This window comes from Prosthecobacter sp. SYSU 5D2 (assembly GCF_039655865.1).
GTDB lineage: Bacteria > Verrucomicrobiota > Verrucomicrobiia > Verrucomicrobiales > Verrucomicrobiaceae > Prosthecobacter.
In genome coordinates, this window is record NZ_JBBYXL010000003.1 from 458,443 (window position 1) to 481,013 (window position 22,571).

Annotated in this window: 19 protein-coding genes; 6 read left to right on the top strand and 13 right to left on the bottom strand. The window is 61.5% G+C overall.

All coding sequences use genetic code 11. The annotated features are described in order from the left end of the window. Positions 1-55: 55 nt before the first annotated feature. From asnB to WJU23_RS06975, 3 genes are all read right to left on the bottom strand, one after another. Entirely contained in the window at positions 56-2,005 is a 1,950-nt protein-coding gene (gene asnB, locus WJU23_RS06965) for an asparagine synthase (glutamine-hydrolyzing) (RefSeq protein WP_346331821.1), read from the bottom strand. A gap of 6 nt (positions 2,006-2,011) precedes the next feature. Then, the gene (locus tag WJU23_RS06970) at positions 2,012-4,255 is read right to left on the bottom strand and encodes a glycosyltransferase (RefSeq protein ID WP_346331822.1); all 2,244 of its coding nucleotides are present in this window, start codon (positions 4,253-4,255) and stop codon (positions 2,012-2,014) included. A 79-nt stretch (positions 4,256-4,334) separates the two neighbouring features. Then, on the bottom strand, positions 4,335-5,228 hold the full coding sequence (locus WJU23_RS06975) for a hypothetical protein (RefSeq protein WP_346331823.1): 894 nt from the start codon (positions 5,226-5,228) through the stop codon (positions 4,335-4,337). A 110-nt stretch (positions 5,229-5,338) separates the two neighbouring features. On the opposite strand from WJU23_RS06975, the gene WJU23_RS06980 reads away from it, so the two are divergent. Together WJU23_RS06980 and WJU23_RS06985 are read left to right on the top strand one after the other, a co-directional pair. Beyond that, on the top strand, positions 5,339-6,466 hold the full coding sequence (locus WJU23_RS06980; protein ID WP_346331824.1) for a M20 family metallopeptidase: 1,128 nt from the start codon (positions 5,339-5,341) through the stop codon (positions 6,464-6,466). A gap of 108 nt (positions 6,467-6,574) precedes the next feature. Next, the gene (locus WJU23_RS06985; RefSeq protein WP_346331825.1) at positions 6,575-7,510 is read left to right on the top strand and encodes an amidohydrolase family protein; all 936 of its coding nucleotides are present in this window, start codon (positions 6,575-6,577) and stop codon (positions 7,508-7,510) included. Between the two features lie 206 nt (positions 7,511-7,716). Here the strand turns inward: WJU23_RS06985 and WJU23_RS06990 are convergent, their stop codons facing one another. Further along, positions 7,717-8,139 (bottom strand): hypothetical protein, encoded by a 423-nt coding sequence (locus WJU23_RS06990; protein ID WP_346331826.1) that lies wholly within the window; start codon positions 8,137-8,139, stop codon positions 7,717-7,719. A gap of 155 nt (positions 8,140-8,294) precedes the next feature. Further along, positions 8,295-9,815 carry a hypothetical protein gene (locus WJU23_RS06995; protein WP_346331827.1) on the bottom strand — a complete coding sequence of 507 codons (1,521 nt, stop codon included), beginning with the start codon at positions 9,813-9,815 and terminating at the stop codon, positions 8,295-8,297. Positions 9,816-10,476: 661 nt separating this feature from the next. Here WJU23_RS06995 and WJU23_RS07000 point away from each other — a divergent pair. Both WJU23_RS07000 and WJU23_RS07005 read left to right on the top strand, forming a co-directional pair. Then, positions 10,477-11,094, top strand: a complete 618-nt coding sequence (locus WJU23_RS07000; RefSeq protein WP_346331828.1) for a ribonuclease HII — start codon at positions 10,477-10,479, stop codon at positions 11,092-11,094. 95 nt (positions 11,095-11,189) lie between these two features. Beyond that, positions 11,190-12,854: a hypothetical protein gene (locus WJU23_RS07005; RefSeq protein ID WP_346331829.1), complete on the top strand. Its 1,665-nt coding sequence runs from the start codon at positions 11,190-11,192 to the stop codon at positions 12,852-12,854. A 158-nt stretch (positions 12,855-13,012) separates the two neighbouring features. Here the strand turns inward: WJU23_RS07005 and WJU23_RS07010 are convergent, their stop codons facing one another. Genes WJU23_RS07010 through WJU23_RS07025 form a run of 4 tightly spaced genes read right to left on the bottom strand, consistent with a single transcriptional unit; the run spans position 13,013 to position 15,085 of the window. After that, positions 13,013-13,255, bottom strand: a complete 243-nt coding sequence (locus WJU23_RS07010) for a hypothetical protein (RefSeq protein ID WP_346331830.1) — start codon at positions 13,253-13,255, stop codon at positions 13,013-13,015. After that, positions 13,252-13,989 (bottom strand): hypothetical protein, encoded by a 738-nt coding sequence (locus WJU23_RS07015; RefSeq protein ID WP_346331831.1) that lies wholly within the window; start codon positions 13,987-13,989, stop codon positions 13,252-13,254. Before WJU23_RS07015 ends, WJU23_RS07010 begins: the two co-directional genes overlap by 4 nt. Further along, positions 13,986-14,402, bottom strand: coding sequence for a biopolymer transporter ExbD (locus WJU23_RS07020; protein WP_346331832.1), 417 nt, complete (start codon positions 14,400-14,402; stop codon positions 13,986-13,988). The genes WJU23_RS07015 and WJU23_RS07020 overlap by 4 nt, the downstream gene beginning before the upstream one ends. A gap of 38 nt (positions 14,403-14,440) precedes the next feature. Further along, positions 14,441-15,085: a MotA/TolQ/ExbB proton channel family protein gene (locus WJU23_RS07025; RefSeq protein WP_346331833.1), complete on the bottom strand. Its 645-nt coding sequence runs from the start codon at positions 15,083-15,085 to the stop codon at positions 14,441-14,443. 218 nt (positions 15,086-15,303) lie between these two features. Between WJU23_RS07025 and WJU23_RS07030 the strand changes: the two genes are divergently transcribed. After that, positions 15,304-15,954: a phosphoribosylanthranilate isomerase gene (locus WJU23_RS07030; protein WP_346331834.1), complete on the top strand. Its 651-nt coding sequence runs from the start codon at positions 15,304-15,306 to the stop codon at positions 15,952-15,954. Between the two features lie 154 nt (positions 15,955-16,108). After that, positions 16,109-18,799, top strand: a complete 2,691-nt coding sequence (locus WJU23_RS07035) for a zinc-dependent metalloprotease (RefSeq protein ID WP_346331835.1) — start codon at positions 16,109-16,111, stop codon at positions 18,797-18,799. Positions 18,800-18,873: 74 nt separating this feature from the next. Here the strand turns inward: WJU23_RS07035 and trxB are convergent, their stop codons facing one another. The 4 genes from trxB to WJU23_RS07055 form a co-directional block, all read right to left on the bottom strand. Beyond that, the gene (gene trxB / locus WJU23_RS07040) at positions 18,874-19,806 is read right to left on the bottom strand and encodes a thioredoxin-disulfide reductase (protein WP_346331836.1); all 933 of its coding nucleotides are present in this window, start codon (positions 19,804-19,806) and stop codon (positions 18,874-18,876) included. A gap of 392 nt (positions 19,807-20,198) precedes the next feature. Next, complete coding sequence (locus WJU23_RS07045; RefSeq protein WP_346331837.1) at positions 20,199-20,699, bottom strand: 3D domain-containing protein; 501 nt, start codon at positions 20,697-20,699, stop codon at positions 20,199-20,201. Between the two features lie 191 nt (positions 20,700-20,890). Beyond that, positions 20,891-21,370: a hypothetical protein gene (locus tag WJU23_RS07050; protein WP_346331838.1), complete on the bottom strand. Its 480-nt coding sequence runs from the start codon at positions 21,368-21,370 to the stop codon at positions 20,891-20,893. A 19-nt stretch (positions 21,371-21,389) separates the two neighbouring features. Continuing rightward, positions 21,390-22,544, bottom strand: coding sequence for a M20 family metallopeptidase (locus WJU23_RS07055; RefSeq protein WP_346331839.1), 1,155 nt, complete (start codon positions 22,542-22,544; stop codon positions 21,390-21,392). Positions 22,545-22,571 lie beyond the last annotated feature (27 nt).

Below are 22,571 nucleotides of genomic sequence, written 5' to 3' on the forward strand. Positions count from 1 at the left end.
AGCGATGCGGTGGAATAGCTCGGTGGTGACGGCGTCATTTAACTCACAAAATAAATCACTTCATCCCTGCCAGCCAGGCCTGGAACATGAGCACATCCCACAGATAAAAGTGCCAGTTTCGCGTGCCGCCCAGGTGCTCCTTCCACTTTTGGCGGATGGGCCCCGGATGGAAATACCCTTCCCGTTTCAGACGGGTCTCACTGAGCAGTTCCTCAGCCCAGTCGCGTAGCTCATCCCGCAGCCAGTGCTCCATCGGCACGCCGAATCCGCGCTTGGGCCGGTCAATGAGCGCCTTCGGCACATGGCGGTAGAGCGTCTCCCGCATCAGCCATTTGCCCTTGCCGTCCCGAACCTTCATGGAAAAAGGCACACGCCAGGCGAACTCAATGAGGTCCGTGTCCAGCAGCGGGATGCGGCCTTCCAGGCTCACGCCCATCGCCGCACGGTCCACCTTGGTCAGGATGTCCCCAGGCAGATAGTTCTCCATGTCCAGGTGCATCATGCGGTGGGTGAAGTCCGTCACCCGTGGCCAGCCGTCGCGGTTGGTGATGCTGGTCTGCGGGTCCTGGCCGCCGATGACCACCTGCTCAGGCTGTTTCCAGTGGGACATGAGGTTCAGATACAGCGTCTCCATGCCCGGAGCCGCGACCACCTCCGCCAGCTTGTGCAGCTTGTCGCCAAAGGGCACATGCCGCAGCCGCTTGGGCAAAACTGGCCGCGTCATTCCGCCGATGGAGTTCAGCACCTGCGGCGGCAGGAGGGTCAATGCTCCTGCAGCGGCGCGTTTCATGCCTGGCGGCATCCAGGCAAATTTGTCCCACAGATTCCGCCCCACAAAATACCGTTCATAACCGCCGAACAGCTCGTCCCCGGCGTCGCCGCTCAGCGCCACGGTCACGTGCTCACGCGCCATCTTGCACACCAGGTAGGTGGGGATCTGCGAGTAGTCTGAAAAGGGCTCATCATACAGCCCCGGCAGCAGCGGAATGGTATCCAGCGCATCCTGCCCCGTGACATACATCTCCGTATGGTCCGTTTTCAGATGCACCGCCACCGCTTTGGCAAACTCCGCCTCGTTATACTCTGGCACATCAAAGCCGATGGTAAACGTCCGCACCGGACGCGCGCTCTGCGCCTGCATCATCGCCACGATGAGGGATGAATCTACACCGCCTGAGAGAAACGCCCCCAGCGGCACATCCGAGACCATGCGCATGCCCACCGCCTCCTTCAGCATCGCTTCAAAGGTATCCACCGCCTCCGTTTCCGTGCCGGTGAAGGGATCGTCCACGCCCCGCTCGATCACCTGCCGCAGCGACCAGTACGTCACCGGCACAGGCTTTTCGGCGGGCGTTTTCACACTCAGCAGGCTGGCCGGTGGCAGCTTGTAAAAGCCCTCATAAATGCACAGCGGGTCCGGTACATAGCTGAAGCGCAACTGGCTGCAAATGGCATCCCGGTTGATGCCTGCGGCGAAGCCCGGAAACTCCCGCACCGCCTTCAGCTCGGACCCGAAGACAAACGAATCCCCGCTCCAGCCATAATACAACGGTTTCTCCCCCAGCCGGTCGCGACCCAGGTGCAGCACGCGCTCCTGCCGGTCCCACAGGGCAAAGGCAAACATGCCGTTGAACCGCTTCGTCGCCTCCAGCACGCCCCATTGCTGAAACGCCGCCAGCATCACCTCCGTATCCGAGTGGCCGCGCCAGGTGTGACCCTGCGGCTCCAGCTCCGCGCGCAGTTTTTGGAAGTTATAAATCTCCCCGTTAAACACCAGCACATACCGGCCATCCGCGCCCGTCATCGGCTGATGACCCAACGGCGAAAGATCCAGAATGGACAGCCTCCGATGTCCCAGCGCGATGCCTGTCTCCGCATCCGTCCACGCGCCGCTGTCATCCGGCCCGCGCTTGACAATCGCATCCGTCATGCGCGTTACTTCCGCCGTCATCTGGGTTGAAGTTCGTGAACGTGGAAGGGTGAAATAACCAGCAATGCCGCACATGATGTTTTATATTGGAGCGCGGACGCCCCCGTCCGCTTCAGTCAAAGTTTTCGTCGCACACTGAAAGGGCAGCCTGGGTGAAAGCACGTCCTCAAACTGCCTCAGCACCTGCTCCAGGGAGAAATGCCGGAGGATCCTTTCCCGGCCCGCCTGCCCCATGCGCAGGCGCTCGGCCTCAGGCAGCCGCAGCACCTTCAGGCAGGCTTCCGCCAGCGCCCTGGCATCCTGCGGTGGGACGAGGCAGCCGGTGTCTCCCATGACCCAGGCGGTATCGCCGATGTCCGTGGCCACCACCGGCACGCCGCAGGCCATCGCCTCCCCCACCACATTGGGAAAACCTTCTCCAAAGGCGGAGGATGACACCGCCACATCCAGGCCTGCGGTCAGCTCCGGAAGATCATCCCGCTCGCCCAGCACTTCCACACATCCGGTTAGGCCAAGCTGGCGGACCCGCGCCATCAGCTCCTCATTGGTTTCCTCCACGCCTGTCCCGGCCACGCGGCAGCTCACGCCGGGCATCTCTTTTAAAACCAGCGCCGCTGCCTCCAGAAACACCGGGTAGTCCTTCATTGCCGTGTAGCGGCCGAAGCGGCCCATGCCGCCCCGTTTCTCCGCACCCGGTTTCAAAGGCGCCCATTTTTCCACATCGAAGCCGTTCGGGACCAGCCGCGTTTTGGTGGCGGAATAACCCAGCGCCTCATGCTGGCCCGCGCTGACCTTGGAGTTATAGGTGATCACTTCGGGAATGCGCGACAGCCAGGCCAGCGTGCGGATGACCAGGGCGGATCCGCGCTTTTCCAGGCTCAGATCGTACAAGGACTGCCGGATGTTCCACACCACCCGTGTGCGCACCGCCAGCCGCGCCAGCACCGCAGCCAGGCAGCCATGGTACATCCAGCCCATCGTCACAGCCGGGTGCACCTGCCGCATCAGCTTCAACATCCGCCAGAGCCCTGCCAGCGTGGGCCTGCCAGCGGGCATGTCCAGGGTGAAGACCGCCGCACCCGCCGCCCGCATCGTTTCCACATGCTTGCCGCCCGCCGTCAGGGAGATGACTTTGTGACGATAGCCTTTCAGCCCTGTGACCAGTTGCGCCAGCATCATCTCTGCGCCGCCGGTGCCCAGCCCCGTGGTGATCCAGACCACCGCCTCCTGCCGGCTGCCGGGCAGCATGATCTCAGCGGTGCGTTCCACCATCCGGTCCACGGTGAAATGGTCCAGCACACGCTGGCGATTTTTCCGGCCCAGGGCAGCCCGCTCTTCCGGCGTCAAATTGACAAACCAGTTCATCCGGTCCACTAGCGCCCCCATGTTTCCCGCCGGGAAGACCCAGCGGCCATCACCGACCAGCCACGCGGAATCTCCCGCATCACTGGCGATGCAGGCCACACCGCAGGCCATGGCCTCCCCGAGCACATTGGAAAATCCCTCAAACGCCGAGGTGGACACCACGCAGTCCAGGCCCGGATACACCTTCGGCAAATCATCCCGCGCCGGTTCCCAGCTGAGCCGTTCGGCCACGGCCAGAGTCTCCGCCAGCCTGCGCATCTCCGCCGCATACGCGGCATCGCCGCTGCCGATGATGCGCCCGCTCACCCCCGGCACCACGGCCAGGGCGCGGATAAAGGTGGCCAGGTCCTTCATCGGGTGCAGCCGCCCGATCAGGGTAAAAGTGTTCCCGCCGCCACCCGGTGCCGGTTGAAAGCGGTCCGTGTCTATCCCGTTCGGCACCACCTCAAACTTCCCTTCGGGATAACCCTGCTGTGCATAATAGTCCCGTCCAGCGCAGGAATTGGCGATGATGCAGTCCGCAAAACCGGAAAACAGGCAGTTCAGCCGGAAGCTCAGCTTTCCCAGCACGCCCCAGGTATCCGCGTCGGTCTTGGAATCCCGGATGCCCCACACCACGCGTGGAAAACCGCACAGCGGCTTCAGCGCCAGCGCCATGAGGTTGGATTCATGGAGATAACCGTGGATGACCTCCGGCCGCAGCCCTCGCATGACCCGCACCAGGCGGACGAAGAAGCCCAGCAAGTCCCAGCGCCAGCGCTTGCCCACGCAGACGGTCTTCACCCCGGCGGCCTGCAGCTCCTTCTCAAACGGACCCGGATAAAAATGCACCACCGTGACTTCGAACCCGCCGCGCGCCGCCAGCGCCCGGGCCAGCGTGACCAACTGCCGCTGCGCCCCGCCGTGACCCAGGTCACGGATGAGAAAGACAGATCGGCATGGCGCATGGCGTTCGGGCATCGCCCGATACTATAATCTCCATAACGGCGGCCTGGCAATTAAGGAATGCGAACAATCCGATGCCTTGACACCGCCCACGTTACTCGATGCCCAGCAGCTTCGTGGCCACCTGCTGGCGGATGGGCAGCTTCTGACCCTGGACATCCAGCGTGATGTCCGCCCGGAAAGCTCCAAAGGAAACGGTGCCGCGGTCAATGTCGAAGAGGATCTGGCCAAAGGTTTTGGATCCCTTGCCAATGACCACCTGCCGGACCGATCCGGCAGCCTCTTCACTCTTCATGTCACCTTCGAAGCTGATTTTGGCATGCGGCCCGGTTTCATAGTTCACGATGGCGTCAAATTTCACCCGCAGCTCCACATTCACCGTGCCTGCGCTGGGGAACTGGATGGTCTGCTGAGAGGTCCAGCGGTCGCCCGGTTTGACCTTGATCTTCGGCAGGCCCATCTCCAGCGACTGGCGGTATAATTCCGCCACTTCCTTGGCCTCCGCCAGCTCTACCAGCACCGGATTTCCCAGGTTACTGGAGGTCATGGCCCCGGTGTCCTTCACCTCCACAAAGGTGTCGTCCTTGTCATACAGCATCACAAAAGACTTCCCCACGCTCTGGCCGACGGAGGCCTTGATCATGGGATGCGCCTCCCGCAGGTCCTTGGAATCGAAGGTTTGCAGCTTGCCGTCCAGCATCACCTCCCCGGTCATGCCTTTGAAGGTCACGCGTGCCTCTTTGGGCCCCTTCTCCTCGCCCTCCACCTGGATCACGGTAGTCTGCACCACCTTCATCTTTACATCCGCCGCCTTGCCCACGGCGGTCAGCGCGGTGTTTGTCTCCGTGGTGGTTTCCTGGGTATAAGTTTTCCCCGGCAGCCAGCGCAGCTTCAGGGACACGGGTGCATCCTGTGCCTGCAGGGCGGAGGCGGCCAGCAGGGCGGCCAGGACGGTGCAGGAACGGAGGGCTGTGCGGGAAAAAGTCATCACCCGGCGAGCTAAGGTCAAAACCACTCCGCTTGCAACTGCCACGACAAGATTGCGTGTGAAGGATTGTCAAACCCGCGTCACCCGCCCATGCTGCCTGCATCTCTTTTATGTCCCCCGTCATCCAGACCCTGGCCGATCTCGTCCGCATCAACAGCGTGAACTCCTCCTATGACGGCGGTCCGGGCGAACGCGCGATCGCCACTTATGTCCGTGAGTTTTTCGAGCAGCGCGGCATCGAGGTCTGGGAGCAGGAGGTCTTTCCAGGCCGGCCAAACGTCATCGCCCGCCTGCCCGGGTTCAATCCGCAGCGCCGGGTCGTGCTGGAGGCCCACACGGACACCGTCTCCGTGCAGGGCATGACCATTCCGCCGTTTGACCCGGTGATCCGCGACGGCCGCATGTATGGGCGCGGCACCTGCGATACCAAAGCCGGCCTGGCCACCATGATGCACGCCCTCGCCTCGCTAAAAGAAGCCGGTCTCACCCCGCCGTGCGAGGTCCTGCTGGCGGCGGTGGTGGACGAGGAGTACTCGTATCGCGGAGTGGTGCGCCTGTGCGAGGACCTGCGTGCCGATGCCGCGATCGTGGCCGAGCCGACCGAACTGCGCGCCGTCATCGCCACCAAGGGTGTGCTCCGCTGCCGCCTCACCGTCCAGGGCCGGTCCGCCCACAGCTCCAAGCCCCACCTGGGCATCAATGCCATCACCCAGATGGCCCGCGTCATTGCCGCCATTGAAGAGAACAGCCAGGGCCTGAAGTCCCGCCAGCACCCGCTCACTGGCCACGGCACCTGCAACATCGGCGTCATCACCGGCGGCGTGCAGGTTAATTTTGTTCCCGACCGCTGCAGCATCGAGTTGGACCGCCGCCTGCTTCCTGGCGAGCGCGCAGAGGACGCAGTGGCCGCCTACCGCCACCTCCTCACCACCCTCCCAGACATCCAGGCCACCCTCGATGAGCCCCTGCTCCTGGTGGATGAAGGCCTGGATACCCCTCCCGACGACGCCGTGATGCAGACCGCCGCGCAGGTCCTCACGGCCATGGGCCTGGACCCCGCGCCCGGCGGTGTGCCCTTTGGCTGCGATGCCAGCAAGCTCTCCCGCGCCGGCATTCCCAGCATCGTCTTCGGCCCCGGCAGCATTGACCGCGCCCACACGGCGGATGAATACGTCGAGCTGGACCAAGTGGAACAAGCCGCCGAGTTCCAAAAAAGATTCCTCCTCGCCTTCACGTAACCCCTTGCCTCCTCTGCAACTGAGCACTGAGCACTTCTTCCTTTCCCGCCCTTCCTCCCACTTCGCTGGATCATTCGTCATTCGTCATTCGTCATTCGTCATTTCCCCATGCCCTCCCTGTCCCGCCGCCAGTTCCTCACCACCGCCGCCGCCGCCACCCTCGGCACCCAGTTCAGCCAGTGCGCCAGCGCCACCCTTCCTGGCGGCAGCGCCATTGATGCGCATGTGCATGTCTGGACGCCGGATACCGACCGCTATCCCCTGGCCCCCGGCTTTGAAAAACGGACCATCGCCCCGGCCAGCTTTACGCCGGAGGAGCTCTTCGCCCAATGCCGTCCGCAAGACGTCGGCCGCATCGTGCTCATCCAGATGAGCTTCTACAAGTTCGACAACCGCTACATGCTGGACAGCATCGCCGCGCACCCCGGTGTCTTCAGTGGCGTCGCCATTGTGGATGAGACGGCGCCGCACCTGCGCACCCGCATGCAGGACCTGGCCAAGGGAGGCGTGCGCGGCTTCCGTATCGTCAGCGGCAAAAACGCCGCCTCGTGGCTGACCGATCCCGCGATGACTGAGATGTGGAAAATCGCCGCCGATGAAGGCCTCAACATGTGCCTGCTCATCAATCCCGATGACCTCGCGATGGTGGACAAGATGTGCGTGAAATTTCCACAGACACCCGTCGTCGTGGACCACTTCGCCCGCGTCGGCATGGCCGGCCCGGTGAGCCGCGCACACCTGGACCGCCTGCTGCATCTTTCCGTCCACAAAAACCTGACCCTGAAGACCTCCGCCTTCTACGCCCTCGGCAAAAAGACACCGCCTTATACCGACCTCGCCCCGATGATCAAGGAGTGCCATCAGTACTTCGGTGCCCAGCGCCTCATGTGGGCCAGCGACTGCCCTTTCCAGGTGGACCCTGGTCATACCTATCAAGACTCCATCGCCCTAATCCGCGACCGACTGGATTTCCTTTCCGCCACGGACAAAGCGTGGATGCTCGGCAAAACGGCGGAGAAGGTTTTCTTCGGCAAAACGGCCTGAAAAAGCATTCCACTCAACACCTATTGTTAGGCCATAACTGGCGTTATCCACATTGCACTACCATAGACCTGCCCCGCCGCCATCTCCCGCGCACGCATCATAAGATCAGCCGCAATCCGCCAAAAAAAGCCAGCGAGACAGAAATAAAAACGGATTCTTCCTGCCTGCCCCGCTTATAAAATCCGGCTGCGCCTGGCGGCCAACTCTCACTTGCGACGGAGAACCACGGACAGAGTCTCGCTGGAGAACTCGACTCCATCCGCAGTAAAAGCCACCTTCCAGGGAGTCTCCATTTTGCCGCTGGTTAGGCTCAACCCATGCAACTGATCCGTGTGGACATAGGGAAGGCCAAGCCCTTCATAGATAAACGGTAAGAACACCGACTGCCTGGCGAAGGCTATTCCGAACCATTTGTCCATCCGGTTTGGGGCATCTGGAACATGGATGAAATAAGGTTCCGAATGGAACAGCGGAGTCATCAACTCGGCCCGCACCGGCTGGCCGTTGAGCATCGCCGTCACGGCATAGGCCCGGGAAGGAATCACCGGCTGCCGCAAGGTCAAAACGCCCGTTGCCAGCAGCAAGAGCACAAGCAGCGCCCCGATCCAAACGATTCGTTTTTTCCTCATGGGCCAGGTTTAACAGAACGCGGCTGCAAAAGGAAAATCATAAGGTGAGGCATGGACAGGGATCAATCAGCCCCTTGTCCGTGAAGGTTGGTCAGTCCAGTGGGAGGATTGTCGGGAGCGGGGAAGACGGCACTTGGCAAGTGCCGCTCCTTGCCTCACTCCAATTCCGGCGGCACATTCCCATAAGCCCAAGGGTTGCCGCCGAAGATGGCTTTGGGGTAGGTGAAGACGGGGCCGGGGGTCAGTTCTTTGGCGAGCTCGATGCCCGCATCGGCCATCTGGCGGCCGGCGGTGATGATGAGATTGCTGTAGGCGGTGAGGCGGGTTTCATAACCGCCACCGGCAGGGCCAAAGGCTTCCTCAGTGGGCACATAGCCGACGCTGCCGTTGGCCAGCTCCACGGGAAAGGTGAAGGGAAACGGGCTGCCTTTTTTGATGTCGAGGCCGAACTGGACGAAGTATTCGGCGGGGTTGCTGACGAAGGCGGCGGGGCCGACCTGGATGACCTGGACCTCGCAGTCCACATTCGGGGAGACGGTGCAGAGGTGGTCCAGCATGAGGATTTCTTTGGCGAAGGTCCAGCCGGAGGTGTCGCCTTTGGGCTTACCGGCCTGGACGATTTCCAGGCTTTTTTGCACCTTGGCAGGGGCCGGTTTGCGGCGCGGGATGGAGAGCACTTTCAGGCGGACATCCAGCGGGACCTCCGTGCCGCGCGGGGTGGAATAGAGGACTTTCAGCGCCTCGGCACCAATGCGGCCGCCGACGAGCAGCGCACCTTCTTCTCCGCCCATGCGGCGGGCGGTGCTGAGGTTGTCCACCTGGGTGACGTCGCCACAGGCCCCCTGCATGAAGACGACGGGCACCTGGCTGCCGAGCGCGCCCTGAATGGTTTTTTCCATGTAGTAGATCCAGTTGGCGGAGATGCCGCCAGGGCTGGTGGTGGCGTGGCAAGCATAGTTCACCATCACGCCCAGGAGCTGGCCGTTCATGTCCCAGGCACCGATGACGCCGACCTGCGGGTCAATGGGCCCGGCGTATTCCACGATGTCAGGATTCCCCGCGCCCGGGTGGCTCCAGCTCTGACCATTTTTCATGCGCAGACGGCGGTTGAAGGCGACCTTGTCCTCATGCCCGTAGCCGACGCAGATCTGCGCCGGAACGCGCAGCATCTGGGCCAGGCGCACGCCTTCGACGATCTCATGGGTGACCCGCAGGAGGAAACCGGGATCAGCGGCGGAGGACTCTTCATAAGCCAGCTTTTTGACGAGGTCCGAGGCGGTGTCGTATTCGCCGGGGAGGACCATGCCCACCGGGCCGGAGGAGTGGGAATGGGAGGCGCCGATCATGACGCAATCGCCCGGAATGGAGAGCTCCTTTTCAATGCGGGCCCGCGCATCCAGGACGACCTGACGCGGCACGACCAAGGTATCCAGGCCGACAAGAGCGACGGTCTTCTTGCCATCGTCAAAAACGGCCACGCGGACCTTGCAGGCATCGTGAAATTTGCGGTGGTAGCTTTTCCCATAACCACCCGGCTGCTCCATGCCAATGCCGGGCGTGATGTCCCGCTCAGCAAAGCCCGCCCTGATTTTGGAGGCGGGCGCTGGCGCAGGCGCGGCGGTCTGGGCCCAGACGGCGGAGGTGAAGAGGCTGAGGACGAGGAAAAGCTTTCTCATGGAGAGAGGATACAGGCCGGAAGGGAGATGTTTGCACGGCTTCCTCACGTCATTTTGACTTTTCATGACCTGTTTGTGGGGGGGGAGGAACAGTGGTGGATCTGAATCTTCATCCTTGTCTTGTTCAAGACCTTCATCCGTGCCCCGTTCATGAACCGGGAAGAACACAGAAAGATGAAGACAAGGAACAAGGTCTCGATGAAGAGCCAGACCCTCTGAAATCTTCATCCTTGTCTTGATGAAGAGAAAGACCTTCCCGCCTCATCCTCCCCCCAGCCCGCAGGGCTGCCCGTGAATAGCCGGAGGTGAGGCGAGCCTGGGCGAGCTAACCTCCGGACACCCGCCACGATATGTCCGAACGACGATCTACTCCGCAGGAGTAGCCCCATCGGCCACGCCCGGTCTATTCATGCCGCGACCTGATGGGCCAACCCTGTCGGGTTGATCTTCAGCGTGGGTACGTCTTTCCCCCAACCGGAGGTCCAGCTCGCCAAAGGCTCGCCGACGCTCCGGCTACTCACGGGCAGCCCTGCGGGCTGAAGCTCACATCTTTCCCCGATCCTCCAAACCGGATGAAGATCTTGAACAAGGTTAGGATGAAGATGGGGAGAGACGCCTTTATTTGACAGGGGTTTGCACCTGCATGCATACTGGCTCCACCATGCCCAGCCTCGAACACGAAAACCGCCTTCGGTCCTCCGGGCACCGGGTCATCGTGGGCATTGACGAGGCAGGACGCGGACCGCTGGCGGGGCCGGTCTCGGTGGCGGCGGTGGTGCTGCCAGAAGCCTATGAGCACCCGCTGCTGAATGACTCCAAACAGCTCACGCATGCCAAACGCGAGCTGCTTTATGAGGAGCTGACGCAGGATGAGCGCATCCGCTGGCACTGCGTCATGATTGGCGTGGCGGACATTGACCGCGTGAACATCCTGCAGGCCACCTGGCTGGGCATGCGCCGCTGTGCGCTGGAGCTGGATCCCCGCCCTTGTGCAGCCCTCATTGACGGGCGGCCCGTGCGCGACTTTCCCCTGCCCCAGGTGGCGCTGGTGAAGGGCGACAGCCTCAGCTACTCCATCGCCGCCGCCAGCATCATCGCCAAGGTCAGCCGCGACCGCCTCATGGTACAGATGGCCCTGCAGTATCCGGGCTACGGTTTTGAGATTCACAAAGGCTACCCTACCCCCCGCCATCAGGAGGCGCTGAAAAAACTGGGCCCCTGCCCCGAGCACCGACGCAGTTTCAGCCCGGTGGCGCAGATGGAGTTGGATTTGTTTTGATGCGTTTAGGCATCTTGGGATATTGCTTGCAGATTTCGCTTTAAACAAAGTCACGGGAGCGATAAAAGCGGGACGTTGCAAGGTGCATCGCTCTTATGAAAATCACACCGCTCCTCAGCCTCGCCGCCGTATGCCTGCTGGCCCAGTGCAACAAATCAGCCTCCCCGGTGACGGTGATGGCGGAACCGCTTATGCCCAGCGTGCCGGTCATTACGGCAAATGCGTCTCCGCATTTCATGAAGGTGGCCTCGCAGCTTGAGCTGGGCGGCAGCGCTTTTAATTATGCGGACCAGGAAGGATTCATGGCGGCGGTCGCGGTGATGCTGGATGACGCGCTCCAGAACATGCCAGCTGAGCAGCGGCAGGACGTGCCGCCCGGGCTGTCCTTTGTGAAGCTGTTTGACGCCTTTGGCTTGAACAGTGTGAAGGCGATGGGCTCCAGCTCACGGCTGACGGATTCAGGCCTTTATCATTCCCGCTCCTATGCCTACATGCCCGGAGGGCGCAAGGGCCTGTCAACGCTGAACGGTGCAGAGGCACAGGGCTTTCTGACGCATGAAATGGCGCCGAAGGGCACGGACCTGGCGCTGGAGTTTCCCATTTATCTAAAGGCCATCGCCACGGATTCGCTGGCCAGTTTTATGGGCATGGCCCCGGCTGAGGCACGGGCGGAGACGGAGGCCAAACTGGCGGAGCCCATCCCGCCGCTGGGCATCACAGTAAGGGAGCTGATCGAGAAACTGGATGCGCGGCTGGGACTCTTCATCCGGGTGGATCCAGAGCAGCAGATGGCGGTCCCAGGAGCGGAATTTCCCCTGCCTGGCGTGGAGGCGCTCATCGTGGCGGAGCACCTGGGGTGGCTGCTGGAGCCGCTGAAGACGCAATTCATGCCCATGCTGCTGAGCCCGGCGCTGCCGGTGGAAGTGGAGGACAAGGACGGCATCCTGACCATTACTTTTAAAATGCCCATGGGTCCTGCACCGATGGATTTCCAGCCGGTGCTGCGCTTTGACAGCAAGGCGGACCGGCTCATGGTCGCCACCCGCCCGGCCTTTATGTCGGCTGCACTGGAGGGCAAAGAACTGCTGGCGGCGGATGCCGAATTCCAAAAAGCCTGGACGGGCCTGCCGGACGAGGGCAACTCGGCGCTGTATGTCTCCCCCGTCTTTCTGAAGACCCTGCGCGGCATGATGCGGCAGAGCCTGGCCCTTTCCGATGAGCCGCAAGCCTCCAAGGAAATGATGGAAAAGGCTCTGGATTTCCTGACGCCGTATCTGGCCCAGGGCCAGGCCGCATGCACTGCCAATTCCGCTGACGGCACCCTGGGCGTGGCCAACCTGGCCTTTCCGTTGGGCAATTCCTCCACCCTGGCCACCCTCACCACCCTGTCCATCGTCTCCTCTCTGGCCGTACCGGCTTTTAACGGCATGCAGACCAAGGCGAATGAAGCCAAGACCGGCAGTGAACATCTGCAGATTTTCACGGCTTTGATGGCCTATGCCGCCGACAATAATGGACAGTTTCCGGCGACTCTGGAAGAGCTGAAAACGGAAGGGCTGCTGGACAGCAGCAGCCTGACCAGCGGTACGGTGTGGCTCTATAATCCGACGCTCCATGGCAGTTCACCGTCAAAGGCGATCCTGCTGGCCAGCGAGCCCGACCCTGACACGGGGTATCGTACTGTGTTACGCGTCAGCGGGATCACAGAAACGCTCACGGAAAGTGAGTTTGAAGAGCAGAGGGACGAGAATTTGAGGTGAGCTGAAAATCCCTAGGCAGATGTCACACAGCCCGGCTTCCAGCATCTTCATCCTAGTCTTGTTCAAGACCTTTATCCGGCTTGGGAAAGCGGGAGGATGAAGGTCCCGAACAAGGTCTGGATGAAAATTAGCAGCGACCGAGAGATTGCGATTCTTGGCTAAATCGACGGCAGGCCGCCGCGCTCGTTTTTGCTGCCGCAGGAGGGGCAGACGGTGATGTGGGCGGACTTGCGGGTGATGGCGTAGGTGCAGCCGCAGATGCGACAGAGGATGGCGATGCGGCGGCGGCTGGCCTCCCGCCGTTGCTCACGATAGAATGTGTAAAACCACATCAGACAAATAGTGGTCACGCCAATGAGCATGACCAGCATGATGAGCTGGGCGAGGCCGATGTTGATCATCGGGAGCCGCCCTCCTCCCGACGGCTCCATTTAAAGGAAACCTGCGCCCATTCCACCTCCGACTCGGCTGGAGCAAAGCGCATCTGCATGATGAAATGATGCAGCTTTTGATTGATGTCCGCGTCGTCCGAAGAACTGAGAGGCAGGGCCATCATCACGCGTCCGCGCGGGCCCACGGCCACCTGGAAGCGCGGGCGTGTGACATCCGCCAGGGGCACCTCCGGGATGACCAGGCTGCTGCGGGCACGCCCCGCGGCAGGCCCTTCGACTGCGGCGCGCAGCACCTGTGGTGGGGCGGGCGGGGGGCGCTTCAGCTTCGGGGCGGGCAGGGGCGGCAGGATGTCCATCTCCTGCGCAAAAAGGCGTGCCTGCCTGCTGGCATTCAGCCCCGCGGGCAGAGGTTTCAGGCGCAGCTCGTATCCGGCATAGCTGGGGGTGAATTCCGGCAGGGTCAGCCCTGCGGGAGGCTCCGTCACGGCCGGCTCCGAAGGCAGCATGCCAAAGCTGCGGTCCATGGCCTGATGGATCAGCGCCCGTTCAGCGGGTACATTGGGATTCAGCAGGAGCACCCGCTGCGGCCGGACATCCACCGGGCGGGATTCCGGCGTCACCACCCGGAAGACGATGAACATGCCAACGATGGCCACCAGGGTGAGCAGCATGGACAGGCCCATGCGCAGGAAGCTGCGGTCATGCGCGTGCCAGTCAAAGGTGAGCGGGCGTTCCGGTTTCATCGGACCATGGGCGCTGAGGTGGGGGTGGTGGAGAGGGCCGCCTCATAGCCGAGCTCCTGGGCCAGGTTGACCACCTCCACCACGCGGCCGCTGGGCGCCTGGCGGTCGTGATGGATGATAACCCGCCGTTCTCCGGCACGGCCTTCCACCAGCCTCTCGGTCAGCTCCTCAAAAGTTACCCGCTTGCCATCAAAATAGAGCGGAATCTCAGTCCCCGGGGCGATGGTGATGATGTGGGCGCGGTCAAAGCCGGTGAGCCGGCTGGAGGAGCGCGGCTTTTCCACCGTGATGCCGGACTGGATGACGAAGCCGCTGCTAAAGAGGAAATACACCAGGAGCAGCAGAATGGCATTCAGCAGCGGGGTGATGTAGAGCCAGGGACTTTGCCTCGGCAGATGACTTTCAAGCTTCATCGGTGGCTGGGCAGATGGGGGTGCCGGGGCAGTTTAACTCAGGCGCGATGTCCGCGCGAGCGTCCTTTTGTCTGCGGGTGGGCAGATTCTTCCATTCCGGCCTGGCGGAATTCCACAATGTTATCGGTGGTCTTGGCGTCCTCGATGAGGTTGACGATTTCCACGCCGGCGCGCTCCAGATCATGCATGATGGAACGGGAGCGGGCGCTGAGAAAGGCGTAACAAAGGTAGGCCGGAATGGCCACCACCAGGCCGAGGGCGGAGGTGATGAGGCTCTGATACACGCCCCGGGCGACTTCTGCAGGGGTGGTGATGCCATTGGCGGAGGAGAGATTGGTAAAGCTGTCCAGCAGCCCGATCATGGTGCCGAGCAGGCCGACAAGGGGGCCGACGTGGGCGATGGCGTTCAGAATACCCAGGTAACGTTCCAGGCGCGGCACCTCCAGCTGCCCGGCCTCCTGGACGATCTCCTTGAGCTGCTCACGCGGGGCGTGGTGGCGGAGAAGCGCCGCGTGGATGACCCGGCCTGCGGGTACCCGGGTGGCCAGGGCTTCTTGCAAAGCTTCGGCGTAGTTGCGCTTGCGGATCAGCGCGGCAAGCCCTGCCAGAAACTCCCCGATGTTCATCGTCACCCGATGATAATAGGAGAGACGTTCCAGAAAAATGGCGATGGAGAATCCCATGCAGGCCATGAGTAGCCATACCAGGGGTCCTCCTTTAGAAATCAGTTCAGTCATGTCGTTGCGGTGTGCCCAGGCGGACGGGAAGCTCGAGCAAACTGCACGAAGCTTCTTTTGTTCCAGCATGTTTTATGCCTCTTGATTCGAATTGTAAACCTGAGAATCGTAAACTTGCCTTCAGCCCCCGGTAAGTTCTTTACACCTCCCGCCCACTTTTCGTCATGTTCCCCCACACCCCTTCCCCCCCCGCTGTGAAAATCTGCGGCATCACCCAGGAACAGCAGGCACGCGATATCATCGCTCTGGGGGCAGATGCGCTGGGCATCAATTTCTGGCCCAAGTCCAAACGCTATCTGCCCGTGGAAAAAGCCGCCCTCTGGCTGCCGGAACTGCGGGCGGCAACGACACTCGTGGCTGTGATGGTGAATCCTGACCGGGCGCTGCTGGACCGGTTGCTGGCGGATGGACTGGCGCACATTTTGCAATTGCACGGAGATGAGCCGCCAGCTGAGGTGGAGCGGCTTATGGAAGCGGGTGCCCAGGTGATCAAGGCCCTGCAAATCCGCGACCGGGATTCCCTGGACCAGATCGGCCAGTTTCCCTGCGAGACTCTACTGCTGGATGCCTACAACCCAGGCCTCTACGGAGGCACCGGGGAAACTTTTCCCTGGGACCTGGCCGTGGCCGCCCAGGAGCGGTATCCGGAGAAAAAAATCATCCTCTCCGGTGGTCTGACGGCGGCCAATGTGCGGGAGGCCGTGCAGCAAACGCATCCTGCGGCGGTGGACGTGGCCAGCGGCGTGGAATCGGCCCCAGGGATCAAGGATCTAGACCTGGTGCGGCGGTTTATTGAGCAGGCCCGATTGGGGTGAAGGTGTGGGGTCTCTGCGCTGTGAAGCCCAGCAGACCGGCCACTCGCACCATGAGCTTTCCAGGCAGAGGGTCAAAGCCAGTCCGCAAAGCTTTTCCCTATCTTTTTCAATACTTGATCCAATAGACCGCACGGTTGCAGCGTTCCTTATGACCATGCGCCTGCTCCTGACCTGCCTTGTCTGTTTTGCGACCTTCCTGAATGCGGCGGATCCGGCCCCGAAGCCGACGCCGCCTGCGCCAACACCAGAGCCGGGGCCGAAGCCTGCGCCGGGACCAATCCCAGGTCCGCCGCCGAAACCCATTCCTGACAAGCCGGTGAGCGAGCCGAAGGAGGCCAAGGCTCCGGTGCCGGAGAAAAAGGAGAACAAGGAGGCCTCAGCGAAAACGACGCCGGCGAAAAAGAAAACGGTGGCGGAGTTGACCAAGGGGCATCAGCACCTGACGGGGCTGTTTGATTTCTACCTGGATCGCGAAAAGGGCACACTGCACCTGTATGTGAAGAAGGACCAGATCGGCCCGGAGTTCATTTACTTTAACCAGACCATGGACGGTGTGGTCCAGGCGGGACATAACCGGGGCCGATATGGCAGTGAGCGCATCTTCCGCATCGCCCGCAGCTTTGAGCGGGTGGAGTTCATCGCGGAGAATACGGCGTTTTATTTTGATCCGCAGAGCCCCCTGGCCCGCGCGGCGAAGGCCAATACCTCCCATGCTGTGCTGGCCAGTGAGATGGTGGTGGCGGAGGATGCCAAGGGCTATCTGATCTCCGCCACAAACCTGTTCCTGCGGGAAAGCCTGCTCATGATCAAACCGATGGGCAGCGAGGGCAGCAAGGCGGTGCTGGGCAAGCTCTCTGAGACGAAGACGAAGCTGCAGAAGATCAACGGCTATCCGGACAACACGTCCATCCTGGTGGAGTTCGTTTATGAAAACGCCAGCCCTTCCTGGACGCGTGATAGCAAAGACAAGAACGATGAAATCACCGACCCGCGCTATGTCAGCATCCGCGTGCTGCACCACCTGATCCGCATGCCGGTGAATGACTTCAAACCGCGTTTTGATGACCCGCGCATCGGCTATTTCAACACGCAGGTGACGGACATGACGAGCACGGCGCCGACGCCCTTTCGCGATGTGATCCACCGCTGGCACCTCATCAAACAAAAGCCCGGCACGGCCCTGAGTGAACCCGTACAGCCCATTGTTTTCTGGATTGAGAACACCACGCCCGTGGAACTGCGCGACACCATCCGCGAGGCGACGCTGCGCTGGAACCAGGCCTTTGAAACGGCGGGTTTTAAAGACGCCATCGTGGTGAAGCAGCAGCCGGACAATGCCACCTGGGATGCGGGAGATATCAATTACAACGTGCTCCGCTGGACCTCCTCTCCCAACCCGCCCTTTGGCGGCTACGGGCCCAGTTTTGTGAACCCGCGCACGGGCCAGATCCTGGGGGCGGACATCATGCTGGAGTTCAGCTTTCTGACCAACCGCCTGCGCAGCCAGCGCCTGTTCATGGAGCTGGGCCTGGCCTCGCCAGTGGATGAGGCGGCCAGCTCTGTCCTGGAAGATCCGAAGCTGTGCCTGGACGGCAAATTTGCGCAGCAGGGCCTGCTCTTTGGCCATGCGGCCCTGCGCCTGCGCGGCAGCCGGGAAACGGACATGAAGGACCTGACGCGGGAGGCGCTGATGAAGCTGATCCTGCATGAGGTGGGCCACACCCTGGGCCTGAACCATAACTTCCGCGCCAGCCATCTTTATGACCCGGTGACCATCCACCAAAAGGAGGTCACTTCCAAGACGGGGCTGACCGGTTCCGTCATGGATTACATGCCGGCGAACATCGCCCCCACGGGCATCAAGCAGGGGGAGTATTACATCACCAAACCCGGCCCCTATGACCACTGGGCCATCGAGTTCGGCTACAGCGAGGCGCTGGAAGACCCTGAGGCGGATGGCAAACGGCTGACAAAAATCGCCGCCAGGTCTCATCAGCCGGAGCTGGCCTTTGGCAATGATGCCGATGACATGCGCCGCGCGGGCAAGGGCATAGACCCGCGGGCGATGATTTATGACATGAGCGCAGATCCTGTGGCCTATGGCCTGCAACGCTGCGAACTGGTGAAAGCCCGCCTTAATGACCTGCTGGAAAAAGAACCGCAGGAGGGAGAAAGCTGGCACAGCCTGACCCAGGCCTACATCACGCTGACCAGTGAATCCGCCAATGCGCTCGTCTCCATGTCCCGCTACATCGGCGGCGTGTATGTGGAGCGCGGTTTTGTGGGCCAGGCGCCCGGCACCGTTCCCTACCGGCCAGTGCCGAAAGCGATGCAGGAAGCCGCTTTGGCCGCTCTTTCTTCCCACGCCTTTGGCCCGGATGCCGGGAGCATCCCGCCGGCCCTGGCCGCACACCTGCAGCAGCAGCGGCGCGGCTTTGACTTCCGGGACGAAGGGGAGGCCCCCAAGCTGCATGACCGCATCGCCCAGTTGCAGAAGTCTTTGTTAGACCACCTCCTGCATGTGGAGACCCAGCGCCGCATCCTGGACAGCAGCCTGTATGAAAACGAAATGACCCTGCTCCAGGTGATGGAAGGCCTGACCAGCGCCATCTACAACGGCGATCCCGCCACCGGGCCGAACCCTGTCCGCCAAAATCTGCAGAGCGAGTATCTGGACCGCCTCATCAAAATGGTCAACAGCAGCAGCTACCTGCCCGCCGCGCAGGCCGTGGCCCATGGCCAGATTGAAAACATCCGGCTCCACCTGGACAGGCCGCCTCATAGCAGCAACCGGGTGCATGCCCAGTTCCTGAAGTACAAGATCAAGCGCGGCCTGGACGAATAGGAGCAAAGAAAAGGGCGGCAGTCCGGTCTGTCACAGACCGGACTGCCGCCTCATTTCAAAATCAACCCGGCGTATCAATGCACGCCGATATCGGCAAGATAACGCTCTGCCTCCAGCGCCGCTGCGCAGCCCTGGCCAGCAGCGGTGATGGCCTGGCGATAGACGTGGTCCGCCACATCCCCGGCGGCAAACAGGCCGGGGGTCTTGGTGCGGGTACCTTCCGTCTGAAGGATGTAGCCACCTTCATCCGTATCCACCAGATCCCCGAGGAATCCGGCATTGGGGGTGTGGCCGATGGCCACAAACACGCACTTCAACTCCAGCTCGCTTTTCTCACCTGTCACCAGGTTTTCCAGCGTCACGGCGCGCATCTCGCCCTTTTCATCGGTCAGGTATTCGGCCACGGTGCTGTTCCACACCGGTTCGATCTTCGGATTGGCCAGGGCGCGGTCCGCCATGATCTTGGAGGCGCGGAGGCTGTCGCGGCGGTGGATGAGGTACACCTTGCTGGCGAACTTGGTGAGGAAACCGGCCTCTTCACAGGCGCTGTCGCCGCCGCCGATGACGCACACCGGCACATTGCGGTAAAAGGCCCCATCGCAGGTGGCGCAACTGGTCAGCCCGTGGCCGATGAGGCCTTTTTCATTGGGCAGGCCCAGGTGCTTGGGTGAGGCCCCGGTGGCGATGATGACCGTCTGCGCCTGGCGTACAGTGCCGTCGTCACTGGTCACTTCAAAGTGTCCCTCGGGAGTTTTTTTCACCCCGGTGACGAGGGTGTATTCAATACGTGCGCCGAATTTCTCCGCCTGGGTCTGCATGTTCATCATCAGCTCCGGGCCCATGATGCCCTCTGGAAAGCCGGGGAAGTTTTCTACCTCCGTGGTGGTGGTTAGCTGGCCGCCGGGCTGGTTGCCTGAGAGAATCAGAGGCGTCAAATTCGCGCGTCCCATATAAATGGCCGCAGTGTATCCTGCGCAGCCGGTCCCGATGATGATGACATTTTCCATGAGTGAAAGAGTGAGAAAAGAAGGAACGAATGTGGACAGGGTACGGACCGGTGCAAGATGTGCTTTCCGAATGTGAAACACAGATGCGGCGGATTATTCCCGCGTCAATTCATGCAATGAAAGCATCTAGTGAAACTTCTTCATCAACAGGACTGCCACATCATGCCTTTTGTAAGCGAACAAAACAATTTCAACGTTCTTGTTATCCGACAAAATCCTGGACTCGGCACACCCGTCCTTGAAACGGTCCGATGAAGCAATTGCTGAAATTATTTCTGGTGAAACAGGCAGAATGAACAACTCAGCCAGAGTGACTCCCCGGAAATGACACCGGTTGACCGGCTGAAATGGGAAAGGGGTTCCACCCCTTCATGTGCAGGAAGGCACCTTTGTCAAGCAGGGCGCGAGACCAGCCGTGAAACCATTTCACGCACGTGAGAAGCTTTCGACTGGCGGGGCTTCAAAATGGCCAGGCTTTTGACAAAGCAACCCCACTTGACGATGCGGATGTTCACCTTGCGCACGCCCCAGATGTTCATGGACGAGCTCGTCGGCTTGTAGAGATCAATGGTCTTCGTACCAACAAGTGCGGACCCGTAATCGTCCACAATGTAGAGGGCGCTGTCGCCTTCGATCTGGAAGACGGTGCCTACCGGATAGACGGACCAGTCTGCCGCCGCGCTGCGGACCTGCCCGTACTTCAAGCTGGTGCCGGAAGCCGTGCGGCTGCCGTACTTGATGTGATCCGCCTCAGAGTGGGTGTAGGCGGTGGTGCGAATTCCATGCAGGATCTGACCTGGTGTGCCTGTCGGCTTTGTGGCTTGGATTTTGACTTCCCCCGCGAGGGACTGGGCACACAAAACGGTCAGGCAAAGAAGGATGGATCGGGTCAATGAGTCGGTTGGGTTGTTTGGTCGCGCTTTGACAGCGGGGGCTGTCAAAGGGACGCGAATAGTGCCTTCCTTCCCGAAAGTGTCAACCATCTATTTTCCATATCAATCATACTTCATGTTCGGCATCCAAAATCAGCAGCGCGCCGTATGCCGCCACACTCATGGTTCGGCACCAAGAATCACACTTCTTGTTATTCCTCATCATGCAGATGCAGCTTCAGGCCGAAGTTTCCCTTCTCCCGCCACAGGGCATACCAGCGCACATGCCGCCCCTGATAAGCCACAAAGGGCAGCCGCAGCCGGCCCTTCTCAATGACCGCCCAGTTCCACCCGCCCTCGGCTGGAAACACCTTCCCAGGCCGTTTCCCGCGCCTAACAAAATCTTTGTCATGAACGCCAATGACGTAAAAGGTGAAGTTGTGCAGCGGGTTTCTGAGCTGCCACAGCGCACCCCGCGCGGGCTGTCCGGGGCGGTACCAGTGCGGTGGCACGGGATCATCCGCATTGCCGAACCACCACACCGGATTCCACTTCTTCGTGCCGCCTGGCGGCGGTTGCGCCCGGTGAAAAAAAGACCCGTCCGCTTTCGCCTCCGGTTTCGAATCCCTTAATGACACACAGCCTGCCGTCATCATCAGGCAGGCCGCCGCCAGGAGCCGGGGAATCAGCATAACAAGAGGTTTCTTTTGGTTAGGCCAGCCAGCTTTTCAGAAACTTCACAAAGAAGTCCTTCCCGGCCACCAGATCTTCCACCGCGATGAACTCATCCTTCGTGTGCGCCTGGGAGATATCCCCCGGGCCCATGGCCACCGCCGGGGTGCCCGCCGCCGCCAGGAAGGCCGCATCGCAGAACCACGGCGCACCGGTCACCTCCGTGCCGCAGTCCAGCAGCCGCTGCACAAAGGGATTTTCCGCATCCGTATCCAGCGGAAAGGTCTCCGGCAGCGGCTCCACCCGCGCCGTTTCATCCTGCCGCCGGACAAACTCCGTCAGAGCCGCCACCGCCCCGCCCGCGCGGTTCAGGCCCGGCGTGGTGCGCATGTCCACGCGCAGCACACAGTGGTCCGCCACAATGTTAGACCGCGTGCCGCCGCGGATCATGCCCAGGTTCACGGTGCTGCATCCCAGCCACTCATCCTCACCGCCCGTATCTCTCAGCACCTGGCGGAAGTCCGTGTCCAGCGCCTGCACCAGCGCCGCCATTTTCACGATCGCATTCACCCCCTTCTCCGGGATGGAGCCATGCACGGCCACCCCGGTCGTATGCACATCCGCCCACAGGCAGCCCTTGTGCTTGTGCACCACCTTCATCCGGGTCGGCTCCCCGATGATGGCAAAGTCATACGGCCCATGATGCGCGGCAAAATGCTGCGACCCAAGCTGCGCAGACTCCTCCGACATAAAGCCCGCGAAGTGTACCTCCACCGGCAGCCGCGCGATCTCCGCCCGCATCTCATGCAGCGCCCACAGCATCGCCGCCATCGGCCCCTTCGTATCGCTGGCCCCGCGCCCCCAGAGGCGCCCGTCCCGCAGCTCCCCGCCAAAGGGATCTATCGTCATGCCGCCCACGCTCACCGTATCCGTGTGCGGCCCGAAGACGATGCGCGGCTTGCGCCGGCCATCCGGTGAAGGCTCCGTGGGAAACCGGCCGATCACATTCGGCCTGCCCGGCACCACTTCCTCCAGTTGCACCGACGCGCCGCTGGCTGCCAGAAACTCTCCCACATAGGCCGCGCAGGCCGCCTCTCCCGTCTGGTCACAGCCCGGATCACCGTCAGGATTCACCGATGGAATCTGCACAAGAGCCTGGCACAGTTCGATGACATTCGACGGATGTGGATTCATACCGCCCAGCAAGCCACAGTCTGCCAG